At 68.2% G+C, this 16619-nt stretch carries 9 protein-coding genes and 3 tRNA genes; 5 read left to right on the top strand and 7 right to left on the bottom strand.

All coding sequences use genetic code 11. The annotated features are described in order from the left end of the window. Positions 1-260: DivIVA domain-containing protein (locus ACWGO6_RS14865; RefSeq protein WP_452327084.1), on the bottom strand; the 260-nt coding region annotated here is incomplete at its 3' end. Positions 261-458: 198 nt separating this feature from the next. Next, entirely contained in the window at positions 459-761 is a 303-nt protein-coding gene (locus ACWGO6_RS14860; RefSeq protein WP_136040973.1) for a DUF7882 family protein, read from the bottom strand. A 137-nt stretch (positions 762-898) separates the two neighbouring features. Between ACWGO6_RS14860 and ACWGO6_RS14855 the strand changes: the two genes are divergently transcribed. The 3 genes from ACWGO6_RS14855 (at position 899) to ACWGO6_RS14845 (ending at position 12234) form a co-directional block, all read left to right on the top strand. After that, the gene (locus ACWGO6_RS14855; RefSeq protein ID WP_452327083.1) at positions 899-2224 is read left to right on the top strand and encodes an FG-GAP-like repeat-containing protein; all 1326 of its coding nucleotides are present in this window, start codon (positions 899-901) and stop codon (positions 2222-2224) included. A gap of 48 nt (positions 2225-2272) precedes the next feature. Beyond that, positions 2273-3118: a transposase gene (locus ACWGO6_RS14850; protein WP_452327082.1), complete on the top strand. Its 846-nt coding sequence runs from the start codon at positions 2273-2275 to the stop codon at positions 3116-3118. A gap of 140 nt (positions 3119-3258) precedes the next feature. After that, on the top strand, positions 3259-12234 hold the full coding sequence (locus ACWGO6_RS14845) for a DUF5979 domain-containing protein (protein WP_452327081.1): 8976 nt from the start codon (positions 3259-3261) through the stop codon (positions 12232-12234). A gap of 115 nt (positions 12235-12349) precedes the next feature. Here ACWGO6_RS14845 and ACWGO6_RS14840 read toward each other — a convergent pair. The 3 genes from ACWGO6_RS14840 to ACWGO6_RS14830 all read right to left on the bottom strand — a co-directional run bounded on the left by ACWGO6_RS14840 (position 12350) and on the right by ACWGO6_RS14830 (position 12666). Next, positions 12350-12422: transfer RNA gene (locus ACWGO6_RS14840), tRNA-Phe, on the bottom strand. A 68-nt stretch (positions 12423-12490) separates the two neighbouring features. Next, positions 12491-12564 (bottom strand) — tRNA-Asp (locus tag ACWGO6_RS14835). Positions 12565-12593: 29 nt separating this feature from the next. Then, a tRNA-Glu gene (locus ACWGO6_RS14830) sits at positions 12594-12666 on the bottom strand. A 210-nt stretch (positions 12667-12876) separates the two neighbouring features. Here ACWGO6_RS14830 and ACWGO6_RS14825 point away from each other — a divergent pair. Next, the gene (locus tag ACWGO6_RS14825) at positions 12877-14247 is read left to right on the top strand and encodes a peptidoglycan DD-metalloendopeptidase family protein (protein ID WP_452327080.1); all 1371 of its coding nucleotides are present in this window, start codon (positions 12877-12879) and stop codon (positions 14245-14247) included. Positions 14248-14328: 81 nt separating this feature from the next. On the opposite strand, the gene ACWGO6_RS14820 is transcribed toward ACWGO6_RS14825, so the two are convergent. Next, on the bottom strand, positions 14329-14820 hold the full coding sequence (locus ACWGO6_RS14820) for an inorganic diphosphatase (protein ID WP_376103100.1): 492 nt from the start codon (positions 14818-14820) through the stop codon (positions 14329-14331). 45 nt (positions 14821-14865) lie between these two features. Next, entirely contained in the window at positions 14866-15507 is a 642-nt protein-coding gene (locus tag ACWGO6_RS14815; RefSeq protein ID WP_452327079.1) for a TMEM175 family protein, read from the bottom strand. A gap of 76 nt (positions 15508-15583) precedes the next feature. On the opposite strand from ACWGO6_RS14815, the gene tilS reads away from it, so the two are divergent. Next, positions 15584-16585, top strand: a complete 1002-nt coding sequence (tilS, locus tag ACWGO6_RS14810; RefSeq protein WP_452327078.1) for a tRNA lysidine(34) synthetase TilS — start codon at positions 15584-15586, stop codon at positions 16583-16585. Positions 16586-16619: the final 34 nt, after the last annotated feature.

The raw sequence follows: 16619 nt of genomic DNA, 5'->3' as shown, positions 1-16619 counted from the left end.
TCGCGGGCCTTGCGCTCCTCTTCGCGCACCGCTTCGACGGCCTCCTCTTCGCGAGCCTGCGCCTCGGCGACGTCGGCCGCCGCCTGCTTGAGCTGATTGCGAAGGGTCGCGAGTGCGGCGTCGACCTCGCCCTTGTCGTAGCCGCGGAAACCGACGGTGAACGCGCCCTGCTGGTCACGGGGTGAGGTCTCGATCAGCTGGTCGAAGAAGTCCGGCGAGCGCTCGCCGTCGCGGTCGGCGGTTCCGGAGGATTCGCTCATGAGGTTCATGCCTTTCTGGCGTGGCCACACGGCGGAGCTGCGGCTCCATCCCGATGGACGGGATCGTGCGACCGGAGGAGGAGGTCGTCTGGGCTCACGCCACGACCGTGACCCGGCGGAGGTCCGGCAGGGCGAGGCGCGCCTCCCAGCCTAGTTGCGACGGCCGGATATTGTGTGCTCGGTTTCTGAGGACGGGCGTCAGATCGGAGCGATGAGGTGGTCCAGGACCAGTTCGCCGGAGGCGTTGAGGGACTTCATCATCTCGGCGACCAGCCGGGCATCGACGGCGGGCGGCTCGGCGTCGTCGAACCCGAACTGCAGGGGGATCGCGGGATGGATCCACACCGTCGCCCGCTTGTCGGTTCCGCTCGAAGGCCGCCACGTCATCATGAAGCTCTCCTGGCGGCGGAGCTTGGTCGCGATCACGATCTTCAGGTGCGCGAGGGTCTCGTCCTCGATGAGGATCGGCTCCGACGTGCCGTCATACCTGAGTCTTCCCATGACTGCACGCTACACCGTGCGAGGGCGCGGATCCGCCTCTTTCCCGGCGGCGTTCGCGGAAGGATCCCGCAGCACTGGTACGGTGACGACGGAGGGCATCACGTCCCTGGGGCCGCCGAGCAAGAGAGAACTTCGAGATGAAGCGACCGTCCCGTGTGCGCCTCGCCCGCATCGGGATCGCCACCGTGCTCGCGGTCGTGATCGGAGCCGTGGCTCCCTCCCTGTCGGCAAGCACCTCCGCGACCGCAGCTGTCAACGACCAGATGGTGTATCCGTCCTCGGGCAACATCCAGTCGAAGGTCGGCGACGGCTGTCGGGGAAACTACCGCGCGCACGACGGCATCGACATCGGCGGTGGGGGCGGCACCCCGATCGTGGCCTCTTACGGCGGAGTGATCAAGTCCCGCACAGCCAACAGCGGTTACGGCAACTACACCGACGTCGAGCATCCCGGCGGTTACGTCACGCGGTATGCGCACATGGCCTCGCCCGGCAAGTACGCCCCCGGCACCCGGGTGTCCCGCGGGCAGCAGATCGGCGTCGTCGGCAACACCGGGAACTCCCCGGCGTACCATCTGCACTTCGAGGTGCGGCTGAACGGCGCGGTGTACACGGCGATCAACAACGGGTTCACCTGCCTGTCGAACGTGGCCCGCGGCGGTGTTCTCCCGCTCTACTTCCCCGGACTCGGTTCTGGACAGGCGCCGGGCGTCGCTTCGGCCGACTACTCGGGCGACAAGAAGGCCGATCTGCTGACGATCGCAGGCAATGGCGACCTGCGCCTACGCGCGGGGAATGGTTCCGGCGGCTTCTCGGCGGCGAAGACCGTGTTCGGCGGGTGGGGCGGATCCCGCAGGCACCTCACCCATACGGACTTCAACAACGACGGCAAGGCGGACATCCTCGTCACCAGATCCGACGGCGGGCTGGAGTTCTACGCGGGCAACGGCGCAGGGGGATTCGCACCGGCCGCTGGCATCGGCAAGTTCTGGTACAGCCTTCTTCACGTGACGTCGGGCGCCGACTACACCGGAGACGGCAAGCAGGACGTGCTCGGGGTCTCGGCAACCGGTCTGCTCACCATCTACCGGGGAAACGGCACCGGTGCCTTCGGCGGATCGCACATCCCCCTCGGCGGAGGATGGCAAGGGTTCCATTTCCTCGTCGGCGGCGACTTCGACAACGACGGCAGCGGGGACATCATCGCGGTTGACGTGGACGGCGCGCTCCGGTTCTATTCGGGAGTGCCCGGGGGATTCAGAGCGATGCGGGTGGTCGGGACCGGATGGGGTGAGTTCACCGCCCTGACCGGAGGGGTCGACTACAACGGCGACGGTCACGCCGACCTGCTCGCCCGCACCGCGTCGGGACAGCTCTATCTGTATCCCGGCCTCGGGAACGGCACGTTCGGCGGACGAACCCTGGTCAGCGCCGACTGGGCGGACCACCTCGCCATCGAGTAGCGGCGAGCACTCCGTGTCTCGTGAGGAGGCCCGGCGTATCGTTGGCGCATGGCCGACCCGACGTTCGAGGAGATCGCCGCCACGCTGTACAGCGGGCCGCCGGAGTCATTCGTGGCGTCGCGGAAAGCCCGCGCGGGGAGCGTCGACGATCATGAACTCGCGTCCAGGATCCTCGCGCTGCGAAAGCCGTCGGTCGCGGCCTGGGTGGTGAACGTGTTCGCGCAAGAGCGCGCCGGGCAGCTGGGGGAGGCGCTGCAGCTGGCCGCAGAGCTCCGCGAAGCGCAGGACGACCTGGATGCGCCGGCGCTGGCGAAGCTCGGCAGGGAGCGCCGTGCGCTCACGAGACGCCTTGCGGAGATGGCGGCCGAGCTGGCCGGTTCCCGCGGGGAGCGGATAACGCCTGCGACGCGGGATGCAGTCGAAGGCAGCATCTCCGCTGCCTTCTTCGATCCGGCGGCAGCGGGTGCTGTCGCCTCCGGCCGATTGGTTCGGACGATCGAGCCGACGGCGTCGACCGACGAAATCCGGGACGCCGTGGCGGGCGAGATCTCGGAGCTGGAGTCGGTGCCGCAGCGGCCACCGGATGAGCTGCAGGCGCGGCGCGCGCGCCGCGAGGCGGAGCGACTGCTCGCCACAGCCGAGAAGGAACAGACGGCTGCCGAGCGTGAGCTCGAGAAACGAGACGCGGCGCTTCGGGATCTGCAGGACAGGGCGACGGAACTCGCCGATCGGGTGTCGGAGCTCGAGGCCGAGCTCGCTCGCGCCCGCGCCGAGGCGGCTCGCGTGGGGGAGGATCTGCCCCCTGCGAAAGAGCGGCGTGCAGATGCCGCGAAGCGTGCGGAGACAGCGGCGGATGCCGCCGATCGCGCACGCCAGGCCGTCGACGCGCTGTAGCCCGGTCCGACGCCGGATCCTCGCCGTGGCTGCGGACGACACGTCCGGTGAACGGGTGAGAGGCAGGGTGAGAAGCCCTGGAACCTCGAGCGATATGCCCATATGCTGACCGCATCTCGGGCATGCTCAGGGGGGTCGCCATGGAACGGCAACGACGACGGTTCTTCGCGGGGTTCACCGTGGCCGCTCTGGCCGCTGCCTCGATACTCGCGGGCGCGGCGCCCGCGGCGTTCGCCGTCGCTGCGTTCTCGATGCAGAAGACAGCTGTCGAAACAGGACCGTTCGGTCCCGGTGATCCGGTGACCTACCAGATCACGGTCAACTGCTCCTCCACGAACGACCCGGGCTGTTTCAACACCGAGCTGAGCGACGATCTCCCGGAACCGCTCATCTTCAATCCCGCATTCCCGAATCCGGTCTCGGTGCAGATCAATCCGCCCGCGGGACAGCCGACCGGTGAGTACGACCTCCAGGTCGACGCTGCCGGCGGCAGTTTCACCGTCGCCCCCGGGCTCGACCCGGCGGCCGATCCTGTGGTGTGGCCGGCTGGATACAGCATGACGGTCACGGTCAACGCCCAGGTCGACCCCGCCGCCGACGGCACGTGGGACGGTGCGACCGTGACCAACACGGCTACCGCCACCGGTGATAACGCACCGACCACTCCCGCATCGGCCGACATCGTCCTCGATGTCGAGACGACGCTGGTTCCGAGCATCGCCAAAGCAGTCTCGCCTGCCAGCACCCTGCCGGCGCTCCCGGGTCAGCCTGTCGATTGGACGGTCACTCCCGGCAACGCCTCGAACCAGAACGTCGACACGATCGTCGTGCAGGATCCGGTGACGCCGCCCGGACCGTTCGGCGGCTATCTCGACGTGACGGGATACGACATCACGGCTCCTCCGGGAACGACGGACACCGTCACCGAGTACTTCGTCGATGGCGCATGGACGACGACCGAACCCGTTCCCATCTCGCAGGCCCAGGGCATTCGAGTGACCTTCACCGGCACGTTCGCCCCGGGCGCGACCGGCGAGGTCGTGACCCACACCGTGACGAACGACACCGTGACCACGATCCCCGACGGGACCGACGTGGTGGTGACGAACGACGCGTCTTCCGCGGTCGAGCGCGGCGACGACGCAAGCGATCCCGTGACCGCCGACGCCGCCATCACGATCGCGCAGCGGTTGCCGGACGTGGCGATCGCGAAGTCCTTCGACGACAACACCCTGGTGAGCGGTCAGAGCACGACGGCAGACGTCACCGCGACCGTGGGCGCGCAGGACGTGCAGACGCTCACGATCACGGAGCCCTCTGCGGGCAGCGCGACGTTCTCCGAGCAGGGCCTGTCCTTCGACGGCTTCGGCGACGGTGTCGCCTGGCCCGTGGCAGCGACCGCGGCGGAGATCACATACAGCTACAGCGACTGCCCGGCCAGCACGGACTCGACGACGACCGCCGACACCCTCCCCGCACCGGATGACGGCTGCACCGTCGAGGGATTCACCGTCGTCTATTCGGCCGACGCCGACGGCATCGTGTCCGGCGCGTATGCGACCATCCCGATCGAGGTGACGGCGCTGCCGACCGACGACGCCGTCACCGCCACGAACGTCGTCGATACGGCCGTGGAGAACACCGGTGGGCAGACCGGTACGGATGACGCGGAGGCGCCGTTCTCCATCGCCCCGCTGACCCTCGACACCTCGGTGACGAAGTCGATCGCGCCCGACACGATCTGGGGGGCCCCAGGGACGGACGCAGACGTGACGCTGACCGGCAACGTCACCCCCGACTCGACGACGGGGTCGGAGAGACTCGTGATCTCCGATCCCCCCTTCCCCCAGGTGGAGACGGAGTTCTGGAACGCGTTCACCGCCACCGAGATCTCGAACACCGACATCCCCGAGTGCACCACTCTCACGGTGCGGTACTGGCAGAAGACCGATGGGCCATGGACCGATTTCCCCGGAGCGACCGAGGTCCCGGGGCCGGAGTCGCTGTGGTCCTACCAGATCCCGAGCGATCTGCAGGACGATGTCGGCGGAATCCAATTCGAATACCTCCCGATGGACGCGGAAGGGTGCCCTGCACTCCTGCCGCCGGGCTTCACCGTCGCCGCGCATGTCGGAGTGGAGCTCACCGACCCGGTCGACGAGGAGACCACGTTCGACAACGCGGCGCAATCTCTCGTGGACAACCCGGACGCCGGTGGCGAGAAGACCGACATCGCGACCGACGACATCGATGTGCTGCCGATCGACGGCGGCGGGCCCGGCCCAGACTTCCTCGACAAGCAGTGGCTGGAGGACGACGTCCCCGCGCTGTCGGCGGAAGAACGGACAGTGCGCCTGCTGTGGTCGACCGACGGGCTCGAGCTGACCTCGATGACGTTGACCGATGTCTCCGAGACTCAGGATCCCGCGGACACGGCGGCGTCGGTGTACGACGCGTGGGATCTCGTCGGCATCGATCCGATCACGACGGCCACCGATCCGCTGATCGCCGGTGACGTGATCTCCGAAGTGTCGCTGTACCTCGAGGGCGACGGATGGACGGACATCACCGCCGATGCCTGCGCTGACGGGTGCGACGGTGGATTCGGCGGCTATCGCCTCACGGACGAGCAGAGCGCCGACGCCCTCGCCGTGCGCATCGTGATCGCCGAGGGCGCCGACGGCACCGGGGTGGGCTCTTCCTATGACCGGCGGCCGCTCGACCTCGACTTCCGCGTGCGGGACACGCTGCGCAGCGAACCGGGACAGCCGGTGCTCGGCAACTTCCACCCGTACGCGTACAACACCGGCCAGCCCGGCCTGGTCGACAACACCGCCAGTGCGCACGGCGTCAACGACGACACCGGAGTGGACAGCACGGACACGGCGGACGACACGATCCTGATCGTCGACCAGCCGATCAACGCCACCCTCACCAAGACCTTCGATCAGGATCAGCTCGGACTCCCCGCGGTCGACCCCGCCGTGGATCCCGGCGACTATCCGCTCATCAGTGCGACGCTGGTCGCGACCAACATCTCGGCCGCCCGGGTCTCGGGCATGGTGATCGACGATCCCACAGCGGGTCAGCCCCTCACAGACACCGCTTTCGACACACTCGACCTGCACGACATCGATTCCATCGAACTTCCGGCAGGCATCTCCGAGGAGGAGACCGTCGTCACGCTGTCCCGCGGCGGTGCGACCACCGGATACACCTACGCCGAAGCCCTGGCGCTCGCCCCCGCAGCCCTCGCCGACGTCACCGGCATCTCGGTCGCCTTCCGTTCCTCCGACGGGACGCCGTCGATCCCGACGGGCGCCGTGGGACGCGTGACACTCACCTGGCAGCTGCGCGACGCCCTGCGCTCCGACCCCGGACAGCCGGTGACCGTGACTCCCGCCGGCGAGTCGATCGCCAACGACGCCCACGTGCAGCTGGAGAGCCCCGTCCTCGACGACTGCGCTGAGAACCAGTGCGGGACCGGTATCGCCGACGCCGTCGATGAGTTCGCCATCGTCGACGCCAGCTACGCCATCGAGACCACGAAGTCCATCACTCCGTCGTCGGTCTACGAAGACGAGTCCGCGACCTACGTCACCGAGCTCGGCGGGCGCCCGGACGGCACCGCGAGGACGACATCCTTCACGCTGACCGACACCACGCCCACGTTCTGGAACGCGATGGATTTCGTCGCCGCGGAGATCGACGTGCCGGCCCCCGTCAACGAGGTCGCGATGGATGTCTTGGTCGATGACGACGACGGCAGTGACATCGAATACGCAGACGCCGCCGGCACACTCGTCGCCACCTGCAACGGGGTGCCCCTCGCGGGCGACTCCGACTGCTGGCGCGCCGGCGACTGGGTGTCCGCGCCGTCGCCCTCGAGCGTGACGCTGGATCCGCCCGCGTCGGTGGACGAGGAGACGATCGTGGGCGTGCGGTTCCGCGCCAGGCAGGTCGACGCCGACGGTGTCGTGCAGCAGTGGGAGCGGCCGTTCAACCCGCAGCTCGTCTTCGAGGTGACCACGGATCGCCGTGAGTTCCTGCGCAGCGATCCCGCTGTCCTCGTCGGGACCACCCGTCCCGACCTGCAGCCCAACCCGGGTGAGACCGAACTCGGTGTGATCAGCGACGACGTGCAGTCCGAGAGCACCGCCCAGTTCGGCCCTGACCAGACCTTCACACAGACCGGCGAGGCCGCCGACTCCACGATCGTGCTGCACCGACCGAACGAGGTCGAGGTCACGAAGACGCGCGGCGCCTCGTCTCTCATCAGCGCCTCCGGAACCATCCCGTATCGGATCACGGTCACCAACACCGGCGAATGGGACATGACCGGTTTCGAGATCACGGATCAGGTGGAGACGGATGCCGAGGGCTCCCTCCTCGTCGAGCCCGCACCGCCGGCCTACGTCTTCACCCTGAGCGGGTCGGGTGCTCCTTCCGATGACCCGGGGTTCGCGGCGGACCTCGATGAGAGCACCGGTGTGCTCACCATCACCGCTCCCGACGACTTCGTCTTCGAGGCAGGGTGGACCCTGACGGTCGACGCGCCGCTGCTCTTCCGCTCCGACGTCACGCCGGACACCACGGTCGGCAACGAGGTCACGGTGGCCTCGGACCGACTGTTCGAGACCTGCGCGGGCACCACCGTGGTGGACGGAACCGACCTCACACCCAAGGCCCCCGAGTCGGGCGTCGAAACCTGTTCGGCCGACACCGAGATCACGCCGCTGGCCAGCGCGACGATCGCCGCCAAGAAATACGTCAAGGGCGCGCTCGCCGGCGATCCGGCCACCTCCGACGACGACCTCGGCGTGCTGAACGTCGACGGAGACGCCGCAGCGTGCGACCCGAGCACCCCCGGCGTCGTCGACGACGGCTTCTACTCCTACCCGTGCGCCCCGGTGACGCGGCCGGGTGGCGAGGCGACGTGGCGAATCGACTTCACCAACAGCGGCAACACCAGTGCCAGGGTGGTGGCTGCCGTCGACACGCTGCCGACGGTGGGGGACCAGGGCGTGATCGTGCCGTCGGGACGGGGGTCGCAATTCGACGTGACGCTCTCCGGCTCCCTCGCAGCCAACTTCGCGGAGCTTCAGGACAGCGAATACGCGACGTACGGCATCTATCTCTCCCCCGTCCAGCTGAGCCAGTCGTGCAACGACAATGCGATCAAGGTGTTCACGGAGGACGCCGCGCCTGATCCCGCATGCGACTTCGACTGGCAGCTGGCCGACAGCACCACTGCCCCGTCGGTGCTCGCCGCCGCACGCAGCATGCTCTTGATGCTCGAGTACGCCAATCCGGACGCCCTCTCCCCGGCGCCGGGTCTCCGGCCCAACGAGACCCTGCGCTTCACGTACGAGACCCAGACGCCGTTCGTCCTTCCCGCGGCCTCGGCCGTGCCCTCGGGGCTTCCCGTCGCCTACAACTCCTTCGCGACCGCGACCCGCTCGAACGCGACCGTGACCCAGCCCGAGCGTCCGTCCCTCGTGGTCGAGCCTCAGAAGGTGGGTGTGGCAGCTGCGACAGGGCAACTGCTCCTGTCGAAAGACGTCACCGCTCCCGATTACTCCGCCGACATCCAGTTGCCCGACAGCTACCCGCTTCTGGTCAGCTGCACTTCGGGTGGCGAGGACGTGACGCTGTTGCGCGCGGACGGGAGTGACGCGAGCCGGCCGTCGGTCGACGCCGACGGCACCGTGCTCGAGTACAACAGCGTCACGGGCCCGGTGAACCTTCCGCTGTTCTCCACCTGCACGGTGGTGGAAGATCCCGTCATCCCGGGCGTTACGGTGGAGATCGACCCCGTCGACGGCGTGACCGCGGATCGCGACTGGAGCGAGGAGCCCTCGGTCTGGAACGCGTACACCGGTGACCCCGAACAGGCATCCATCCTGATCTCCAACGAATTCGCCGCGGGCGGCTTCGAGGTGACGAAGGTCGTCGACAACGGCGGGGCGGAGACCGCGGACGGTGAGCCGATCGTCTACGACCGCAGCTATGCGTTCGAGGCCAGTTGCGCATACCTCGGTCAAGAGGCGATCCCGGAAGCCGACCGTTCCTTCACTCTTCAAGATGGCGACACGAAGGTGTTCTCGGGCCTGCCTGCGGGCGCCGAGTGCACGGTCGCCGAGACCGACGCGGACGGTGCGGAGGAGACGAACATCGTCGTGACCGAAGACGGCATCGCGGGCGACCCGACCGCCGGAACCGAAGCCTCCTTCGCGATCCTGCCGTACGAGGACGGCTCGACCACGGCGCTGACGCTTCTCACGGTGGAGAACACGTTCGCGACCGGCGCCGTGGAAGTCACCAAGTTCGTCGCCGGCTCCGGGGCGGATCTCTGGGGCGACGGTCCCTTCACCGTCGAGATGACGTGCACGCTCGACGGTGCCAGCCCCGACCCGGTGTTCGAGGATTCTGCGACGCTCACTCGAGATGACCCGACGTGGCTGGTCGACGACCTGCCCACCGGCGCGGAGTGCATCGTGACCGAGACGGCCGATGGCGGCGCGAACTCCTCCAGCGGCACGGTGACGGTCGTCGTCGGCGATGACCCCACGGCGCCGGTGGCAGCCGATGTGACGAACACTTTCACGATCGGCGCACTCGAGGTGCGGAAGGCGCTCGAGGGAGACCCGGCGGCGAGCCTGGCGCCGGCGCTCGAGACCGACTACGAGGTCAGTCTCTCGTGCACGCGCGAGATCGATGGGCAGACCGTCCCCGTGGCGGTGCCCGGCGGCGCGACGCGCACGATCACCGGCGCCGGCACGGCTCTTTACGGCGGGCTTCCCACGGGAGCATCGTGCACGGTCACGGAGACGGATGCGGGACACGCGACCGGAGTCACGATCAGCCCCGACCAACCCGTCACGATCGGCGAGGGGACGACGCCCGTCGAGGTGACGGTGACGAACGAGTTCGCGAACGGCGCGCTGTCCGTCGTGAAGGCGATCGACGCGCCGGATGGGTTCCCCGTGCCCACGTCCTTCACCGCAACGGTGTCGTGCACCTGGTTCGGTGCCGATGTGCCCCTGGCGGACGACGGTGTCGTGACGATCACCCCCGGCGGCCCGCCCGCGGTCGTCTCCGGGATTCCCGTCGGATCGGTCTGCACCGTCGAGGAGGAAGACGCCGGCCAGACCGGGACGACCGTCGATCCCGCGTCGATCACGATCGAGGATGCCGACCAGACCTTCCTCCTGGAGATCGAGAACACCTACGAGTGGGCCGCGCTCGAAGTCGGCAAGGTGGTCGAATCGGACAGCCCGTTCACGCCCACCGACTTCGAGTTCGACGTCGTCTGCACCTTCCAGGGCGAGACCGTGGTCGATGAGACCTTCCTGCTCGACGGCGGTGAGACCGAGACGATCGCTCCCATCCCCGCGCGATCGGAGTGCACGGTCACCGAGACGGATGATCGTGGAGCGGACGACACGGTCACCGAGGCCGAGGTCATCGGAGCGGACGGCGCGCTGGCGCCCCAGGTCGACCAGGCGACGCGCACGGTGGTGATCCCCGAACTGCAGCCGGGCACCGACACGGTCGTGAACACGGTGACCTACACCAACCTCTACGACGCGACCGCCCTCCTTCTGGTGAAGGAGTTCGAAGGCGGCGGCGCCGAACAGTTCGGCATCGACGAGACCTTCACGTTCACGGTCACCTGCCGGTTCGAAGGCGAGGTGGTGCTGTCGGCGCAGGTCGAGCTGAACGCCGAGAACGGGTGGTCCTCGCCGATCACCGACGTCGTCGCCGGATCCGAGTGCACGGTCGTCGAGGACGACCTGAACGGTGCGGATGCCGTCGTGATCGAGCCGAACGATGGGCAGGACACCGCGACCGGCATCGGGATCGTCCCGGCCGACGGTGGACTGGTCACGGTGACCGCCACGAACTGGTACCTCACCGGCTCGCTGGAGGTGACGAAGTCGTTCGCGGGCGATGGAGCCGAGAAGTTCGGCACCGCGGCCTACGAGTTGCGGCTGATCTGTGTCAGGGACGGCGAGGTGGTCGACCTCGAGGGTGGCGGCGTGCGCGTGGTCAGTGCCGATACCCCGACTGCGCTGTGGGAGACCCTGCCCTCCGGATCCGAATGCCGTCTGAGCGAAGTGGATGACGGCGGCGCGAGCACGACCGAGATCCTCGACGCCGATGGAGACGTCGTCGCCGGGGACGGAGAGGCCTACACGTTCACGGTGGAGACCGACCCGGAAATCCTGAGTGTCGATGACCAGCCGCAGCCGGGGCTGGAGGTGCGCAACACGTTCGACTTCGCTCAGGTGTCCGTGACCAAGGCCGTCGATGACGGTGGCGCCGTGGACCAGGACGGCGATCCGATCACCTATGGACCGTTCGAGGTGACGCTCTCGTGCCTGTGGAACCAGGAACGGGTGGAGGCGCTCGAACCCATGACGCAGTCGATCGCCGACGGCGAGACGGTCACCTGGACGGAGCTGCCCGAGGGCGCCGAGTGCACCGTGACCGAGACGGATACGGCGGGCGCGGAGTCAACCACCATGGTCGTGACCGAGGGCGGCACGGAGGCCGAGGCCTCAGCGGGGACCACGACCGTGCTCGCACCGCTGCCCGACACGAGCGCGCCCGACCAGAGTTCCGTGACGATCACGAACTCGTACGGCGCGGGCGACCTGCGCATCTCGAAGATCGTCGACGGCACGGGGGCCTCCGCGGTGACGCGCACGTTCCCTGTCGAGGTGGTCTGCCTTCTCGTCGACCCGTCGCATCCCGACCCCGGCCTCGTCGTCCACGATGCGGCGTACGAGATCGGAGGTCCGGACGGGCTCACGGCCGAGATCGACGATCTGCCTGCCGGGAGCTCGTGCACGGTCAGCGAAACCGATCAGGGAGACGCGACCAGGACGACGATGACCGTCGACGGGCAGGAGCAGCCGGGTGCGGCGGGCACTGTCACGATCAGCGCGGGATCGGTCGGAATCGTCTTCACGAACACGTTCGTCGCACCGCTTCCCACCACCGGCGCGGATCCGGGGGCGATCGGGCTCACGCTGCTCCTGGGCCTCGGCATCCTCGGCGGCGGTGCGCTGCTGGTGGTCGCGGCCAGAAGGCGTCGTCTCGTGCGATGAGGTCTGGTGGCCCGGGGGAGCAGCGGAGAATCCCGCTCTCTCCCGGGCAAAGCAAAACCCCCGCCATGTAGAAGCTAGGCGAGGGTTTCTGGGCTGATTGTAATGATCAGCCTTGTGGCTCCGACCGGCATCGATCCGGTGACCTTTCGATTTTCAGTCGAACGCTCTACCAACTGAGCTACAGAGCCGCGCGACCGGCGAACCTGTCGCGTCCTAGACGAGAGCCCTCTCCGAAGAAAGAGCTCATCGCACGGAGCGACCCTGACGGGACTTGAACCCGCGACCTCCGCCGTGACAGGGCGGCACGCTAACCAACTGCGCTACAGGGCCATACTTGTTTTCAATTGTATCGGAAGGTGTGACCCCAACGGGATTCGAACCCGTGCTACCGCCGTGAAAGGGCGGCGTCCTAGGCCGCTAAACGATGGGGCCGAGTCAGTCCCGGGGGACTTCCTTGCCGACGCTCAAGCATAAGGGATGTTTCGGGCAAATCGCGAATCGAGGGCGCGGCGGCTTCCCCCGGGCGTGTTTCGGGGGGACGATGGACCTGTCCGGCGTGCGTCGTCGACCGTGCGGTCGACCTGGTGCTGATGTGAAGGTTGTTGTTAGTGTGGCATTTGTGAAACCGGCGGAAGGGGCCGTGTGAACGACGACCAGAACACTCTGGACGCTGCGGTCGCCGCGGCTTCAGACGATTGCGGCTGCGCGCCCAGCCCGACCGAACGCCGTGCGTTCAGCAAAGACGGCCTCAGCCGCCGTGGTGCACTCGGTCTCGGCGTGCTCAGCGTCGTGGCACTCAGTGCCTTCGGCATCTCCAACGGGGTCTCTGCCGCCTATGCCGCTTCGTATCCGAGCTGGGACGACGTGCAGCGCGCGAAGAGCAGCGAAGCCGCCAAGGCCGCCGAGGTCACCCGCATCGAGGGGCTCATCCAGTCGCTGACCCAGAAGGTCGCCGAGACGCAGGCGGTGGCGAAGGCCACTGCCGACGAGTTCTACGAGGCGCAGCAGAAGTACTTCGCTGCGGCCACCGAGGCCGATTCGCTTCAGGCCAAGGCCGACGAGCAGTCGGCGAAGGCGGACGAGTCCGCGAAGAAGGCCGGTCAGGTCGCCGCGCAGCTCTACCGCAACGGCGGTGACGACACCTCCCTCGAGCTGCTCTTCACCGGTTCTGCCGACAACGCCGACGAGTTGCTCGCTCGGCTCGGCACGATGGACAAGCTCTTCGAGTACAACCAGTCGGTGTACGACGATGCGGTCGCCGCCCGGAACTCCGCGCAGTCGATGAGCGACCAGGCAGTGGTCGCCCGCGACGAGCGCGATCGGCTGCAGAAGATCGCCGAAGAGAAGATGGTCGTGGCGCAGCAGGCCGCCGACGCCGCTCAGGCCGCGCTCGACGAGCAGTCCGCGAATCTCGCCACGATGCAGGCTCAGCTCGCGGCGCTCAAGGACGCGACGGCGAAGACGGTCGAGGCATACAAGGTCGGCGTCGCCATCGAGGAGAAGAAGCGCAAGGAGCGCGAGGCCCGTGAGGCCGCAGCGGCCGCCGCCGGAAACGGTGGCGGTGGTGGCGGTGGCGGCGGTGGATCCCAGGGCAGCGGCGGCTGGTGCCGTCCGCACGGTGGGGGCAAGAGCTCGGGCTACGGTCCCCGCTCGCAGCAGTGCGGTCCGCAGGGCTGCTCCTCGAGCTTCCACTACGGCACCGACTTCGCGAACGGCTGCGGAGCCGCGATCTACGCCGCACAGTCCGGCACCGTCGACTACGCGGGCTACAACGGCGGCTACGGCAACTACATCCGCATCCAGCACGGCGGCGGGATCGGCACCGGCTACGCCCACATCCGCAACGGCGGCATCGTGGTGAGGTCCGGCCAGTGGGTCCGCTCCGGTCAGGTCATCGCCTACGCGGGCAACACAGGTCGCTCGTTCGGATGCCACCTGCACTTCGAGGTCTACCAGAACGGCAACGCCGTCAACCCGGTGCAGTTCCTCGCCCGGCGAGGCGTCTCCGCCTGATCTCAGGCTCACCTCTGACGAAAAGACCCCCGGACCGCTTCTGCGGGACCGGGGGTCTTTCGTGTCTGGCGATGCAGCGGGTCAGTGACCCTGCTCGCCGAAGCGGACGATCGCCTCGTCGAGGATGCGCTGCGCCTCGGCGGCGTTACCCCACTCGTCGACCTTGACCCACTTGTTGGGCTCGAGGTCCTTGTAGTGCTCGAAGAAGTGCTCGATCTCCTTCTTCGTGAAGTCGGCCACGTCGTCGATGTCCTGGATGTGCGCCCAGCGCGGGTCCTTCGACAGGACGGCGACGAGCTTGTCGTCTCCGCCGGCCTCGTCGCTCATCTTGAGCACGGCCACGGGACGGACCTCGACGACGACGCCCGGGTAGATGGCGTGGTCGAGCAGCACGAGCACGTCGAGCGGGTCGCCGTCCTCGCCGAGCGTGTTGTCGAAGTAGCCGTAGTCGGCCGGGTAGCCGAAGGTCGTGTAGAGCACGCGGTCGAGGTGCACTCGTCCGGTCTCGTGGTCGACCTCGTACTTCACGCGGCTGCCGCGCGGGATCTCGATGACGGCGTCGTGTGCGCCCATGCGTGTGCTCCTCAGGAAAAGTTCGGTTGGATGCCGCGGACTAGCCTACCCGCGGCTCGCTCGGCGCTTTCGGAAGAGGCGATTCAGCAGGCGGCTCATCGGGTCGCTCAGCAGCAGCAGGAACAGTCCCGCGTATCCGTTCGGTGAAGCCGCGACGGCGATCGCGAGCGCCGCGGCGAACAGGATGATCGCGGCGATGTCGCCGATCGCCCCCAGGCGGATGGTCTCGTTGGACACGGTGCCGAGCTCGGGGTGGCGTGCCAGGTAGAGCCATCCGGCGAGGGTCGTCACCTGCGTCATGATCAGCGTGCCGATGTACACCACCGCCTGCAGAGGGTCGGTGTCCATCTGCCCGATCATCGCGGTCGGAACCGGCAGCCACACGATGGTCGCCATCCACGCGACGTTGATCCACAGCAGGGGACCCGTGACGAATTCCACGTCGCGGTACTGGCGGTGGTGCCCCATCCAGAACGTCGCGATCAGGAGGAAGCTCAGCCCGAAGCTCAGCAGCTGACCGGAGTGCTCGTGCAAGAAGTCGGCCGTGCTCATGTGGCCGGATGCGGCTTCGGACACCGACTCCATCAGGGGGAGTATGAGCAGCGTCATGGCGATCGCCACCACGGCGTCGACGAACGCCTTGAATCGCTCGGTCCGGAACGGCCGCGTGCGCGGGATATCGGTCACGGCGTCAGGATAGACCTGTCGTCGTGCCGCCCGCACGGGCGTGGGCGAGAGCCGGAGCGTGCCCTAGCGTGGAACCGTGCCATCACTCTCTCCCGCCATCGCCGAGATCCGCCTGGCCGTGCGCACAGCGCTCGCCGACCTGCCCGAGGGGTCGACCGTGATCGTTGCCCTCTCCGGGGGTGCCGACTCGCTTGCTCTCACCGCCGCCACGGTGTTCGAGGCGCGAGGCCGCGGGATCCGGGTGCTCAGCCTGACCGTCGATCACGGTCTGCAGGAGGGGTCGGCCCTCATCGCCGGCACGGCGGCGGTCGTGGCAGAGGGCATCGGAGTCGATGACGCGCTGCAGACCCGCGTCGATGTCGACAGGTTGTCCGGCGCGGGGATAGAGGCTGCCGCCCGTGATGCCCGCTATGCGGCGCTCGCTGGCACCGCACGCGCCGAAGGAGCGGCCGCCGTGCTGCTCGGACATACTCTCGATGATCAGGCGGAGACCGTGCTCCTGGGGCTCGCGCGCGGCTCGGGTGCCACGAGCCTGCAGGGAATGGCACCCTCGCGCGAGGACGACGACGGGCTCCGCTGGGTCCGTCCGCTGCTCGGCGTCCGTCGCGAGACCACACGGGCGTTCTGCGCGGCATCCGATCTCGAGGTCTGGGACGACCCCCACAATCTCGACGAGCGTTTCGCCAGGGTTCGGGTGCGCGAGCGCGTGCTCCCCGTGCTCGAGGCTGAGCTCGGTCCCGGCATCGCGACGGCGCTCGCCCGAACCGCGGAGCAGCTGCGGGAAGACGCCGAGGCCTTCGACGAGATGATCCACGAGACGATCGAGGACATCGTCGAGCACGCGGAGGCGGGCATCTCGGTGAGCGTCGCGGCGCTCGCCGCCAACCCCGCGGCACTGCGCAACCGCATCATCCGCCTCGTCGTCGACAGCGAGTTCGGGGTGAGCCTCACGAGGACGCAGACCGTCGAGGTCGCGCGGCTGGCCACCGATTGGCGCGGTCAGGGGCCGATCGATCTGCCCGGGTGCTCGGCTGTGCGCCAGGGCGGACGCATCGTCTTCACCGCATCCGGCCGCTGAAGACCCTCCGCCGCAGCGCCTTCGCCTCGCGACC

It is taken from the genome of Microbacterium sp. NPDC055665 (assembly GCF_053618035.1).
This window is presented reverse-complemented; position numbering and strand designations above follow the sequence as displayed.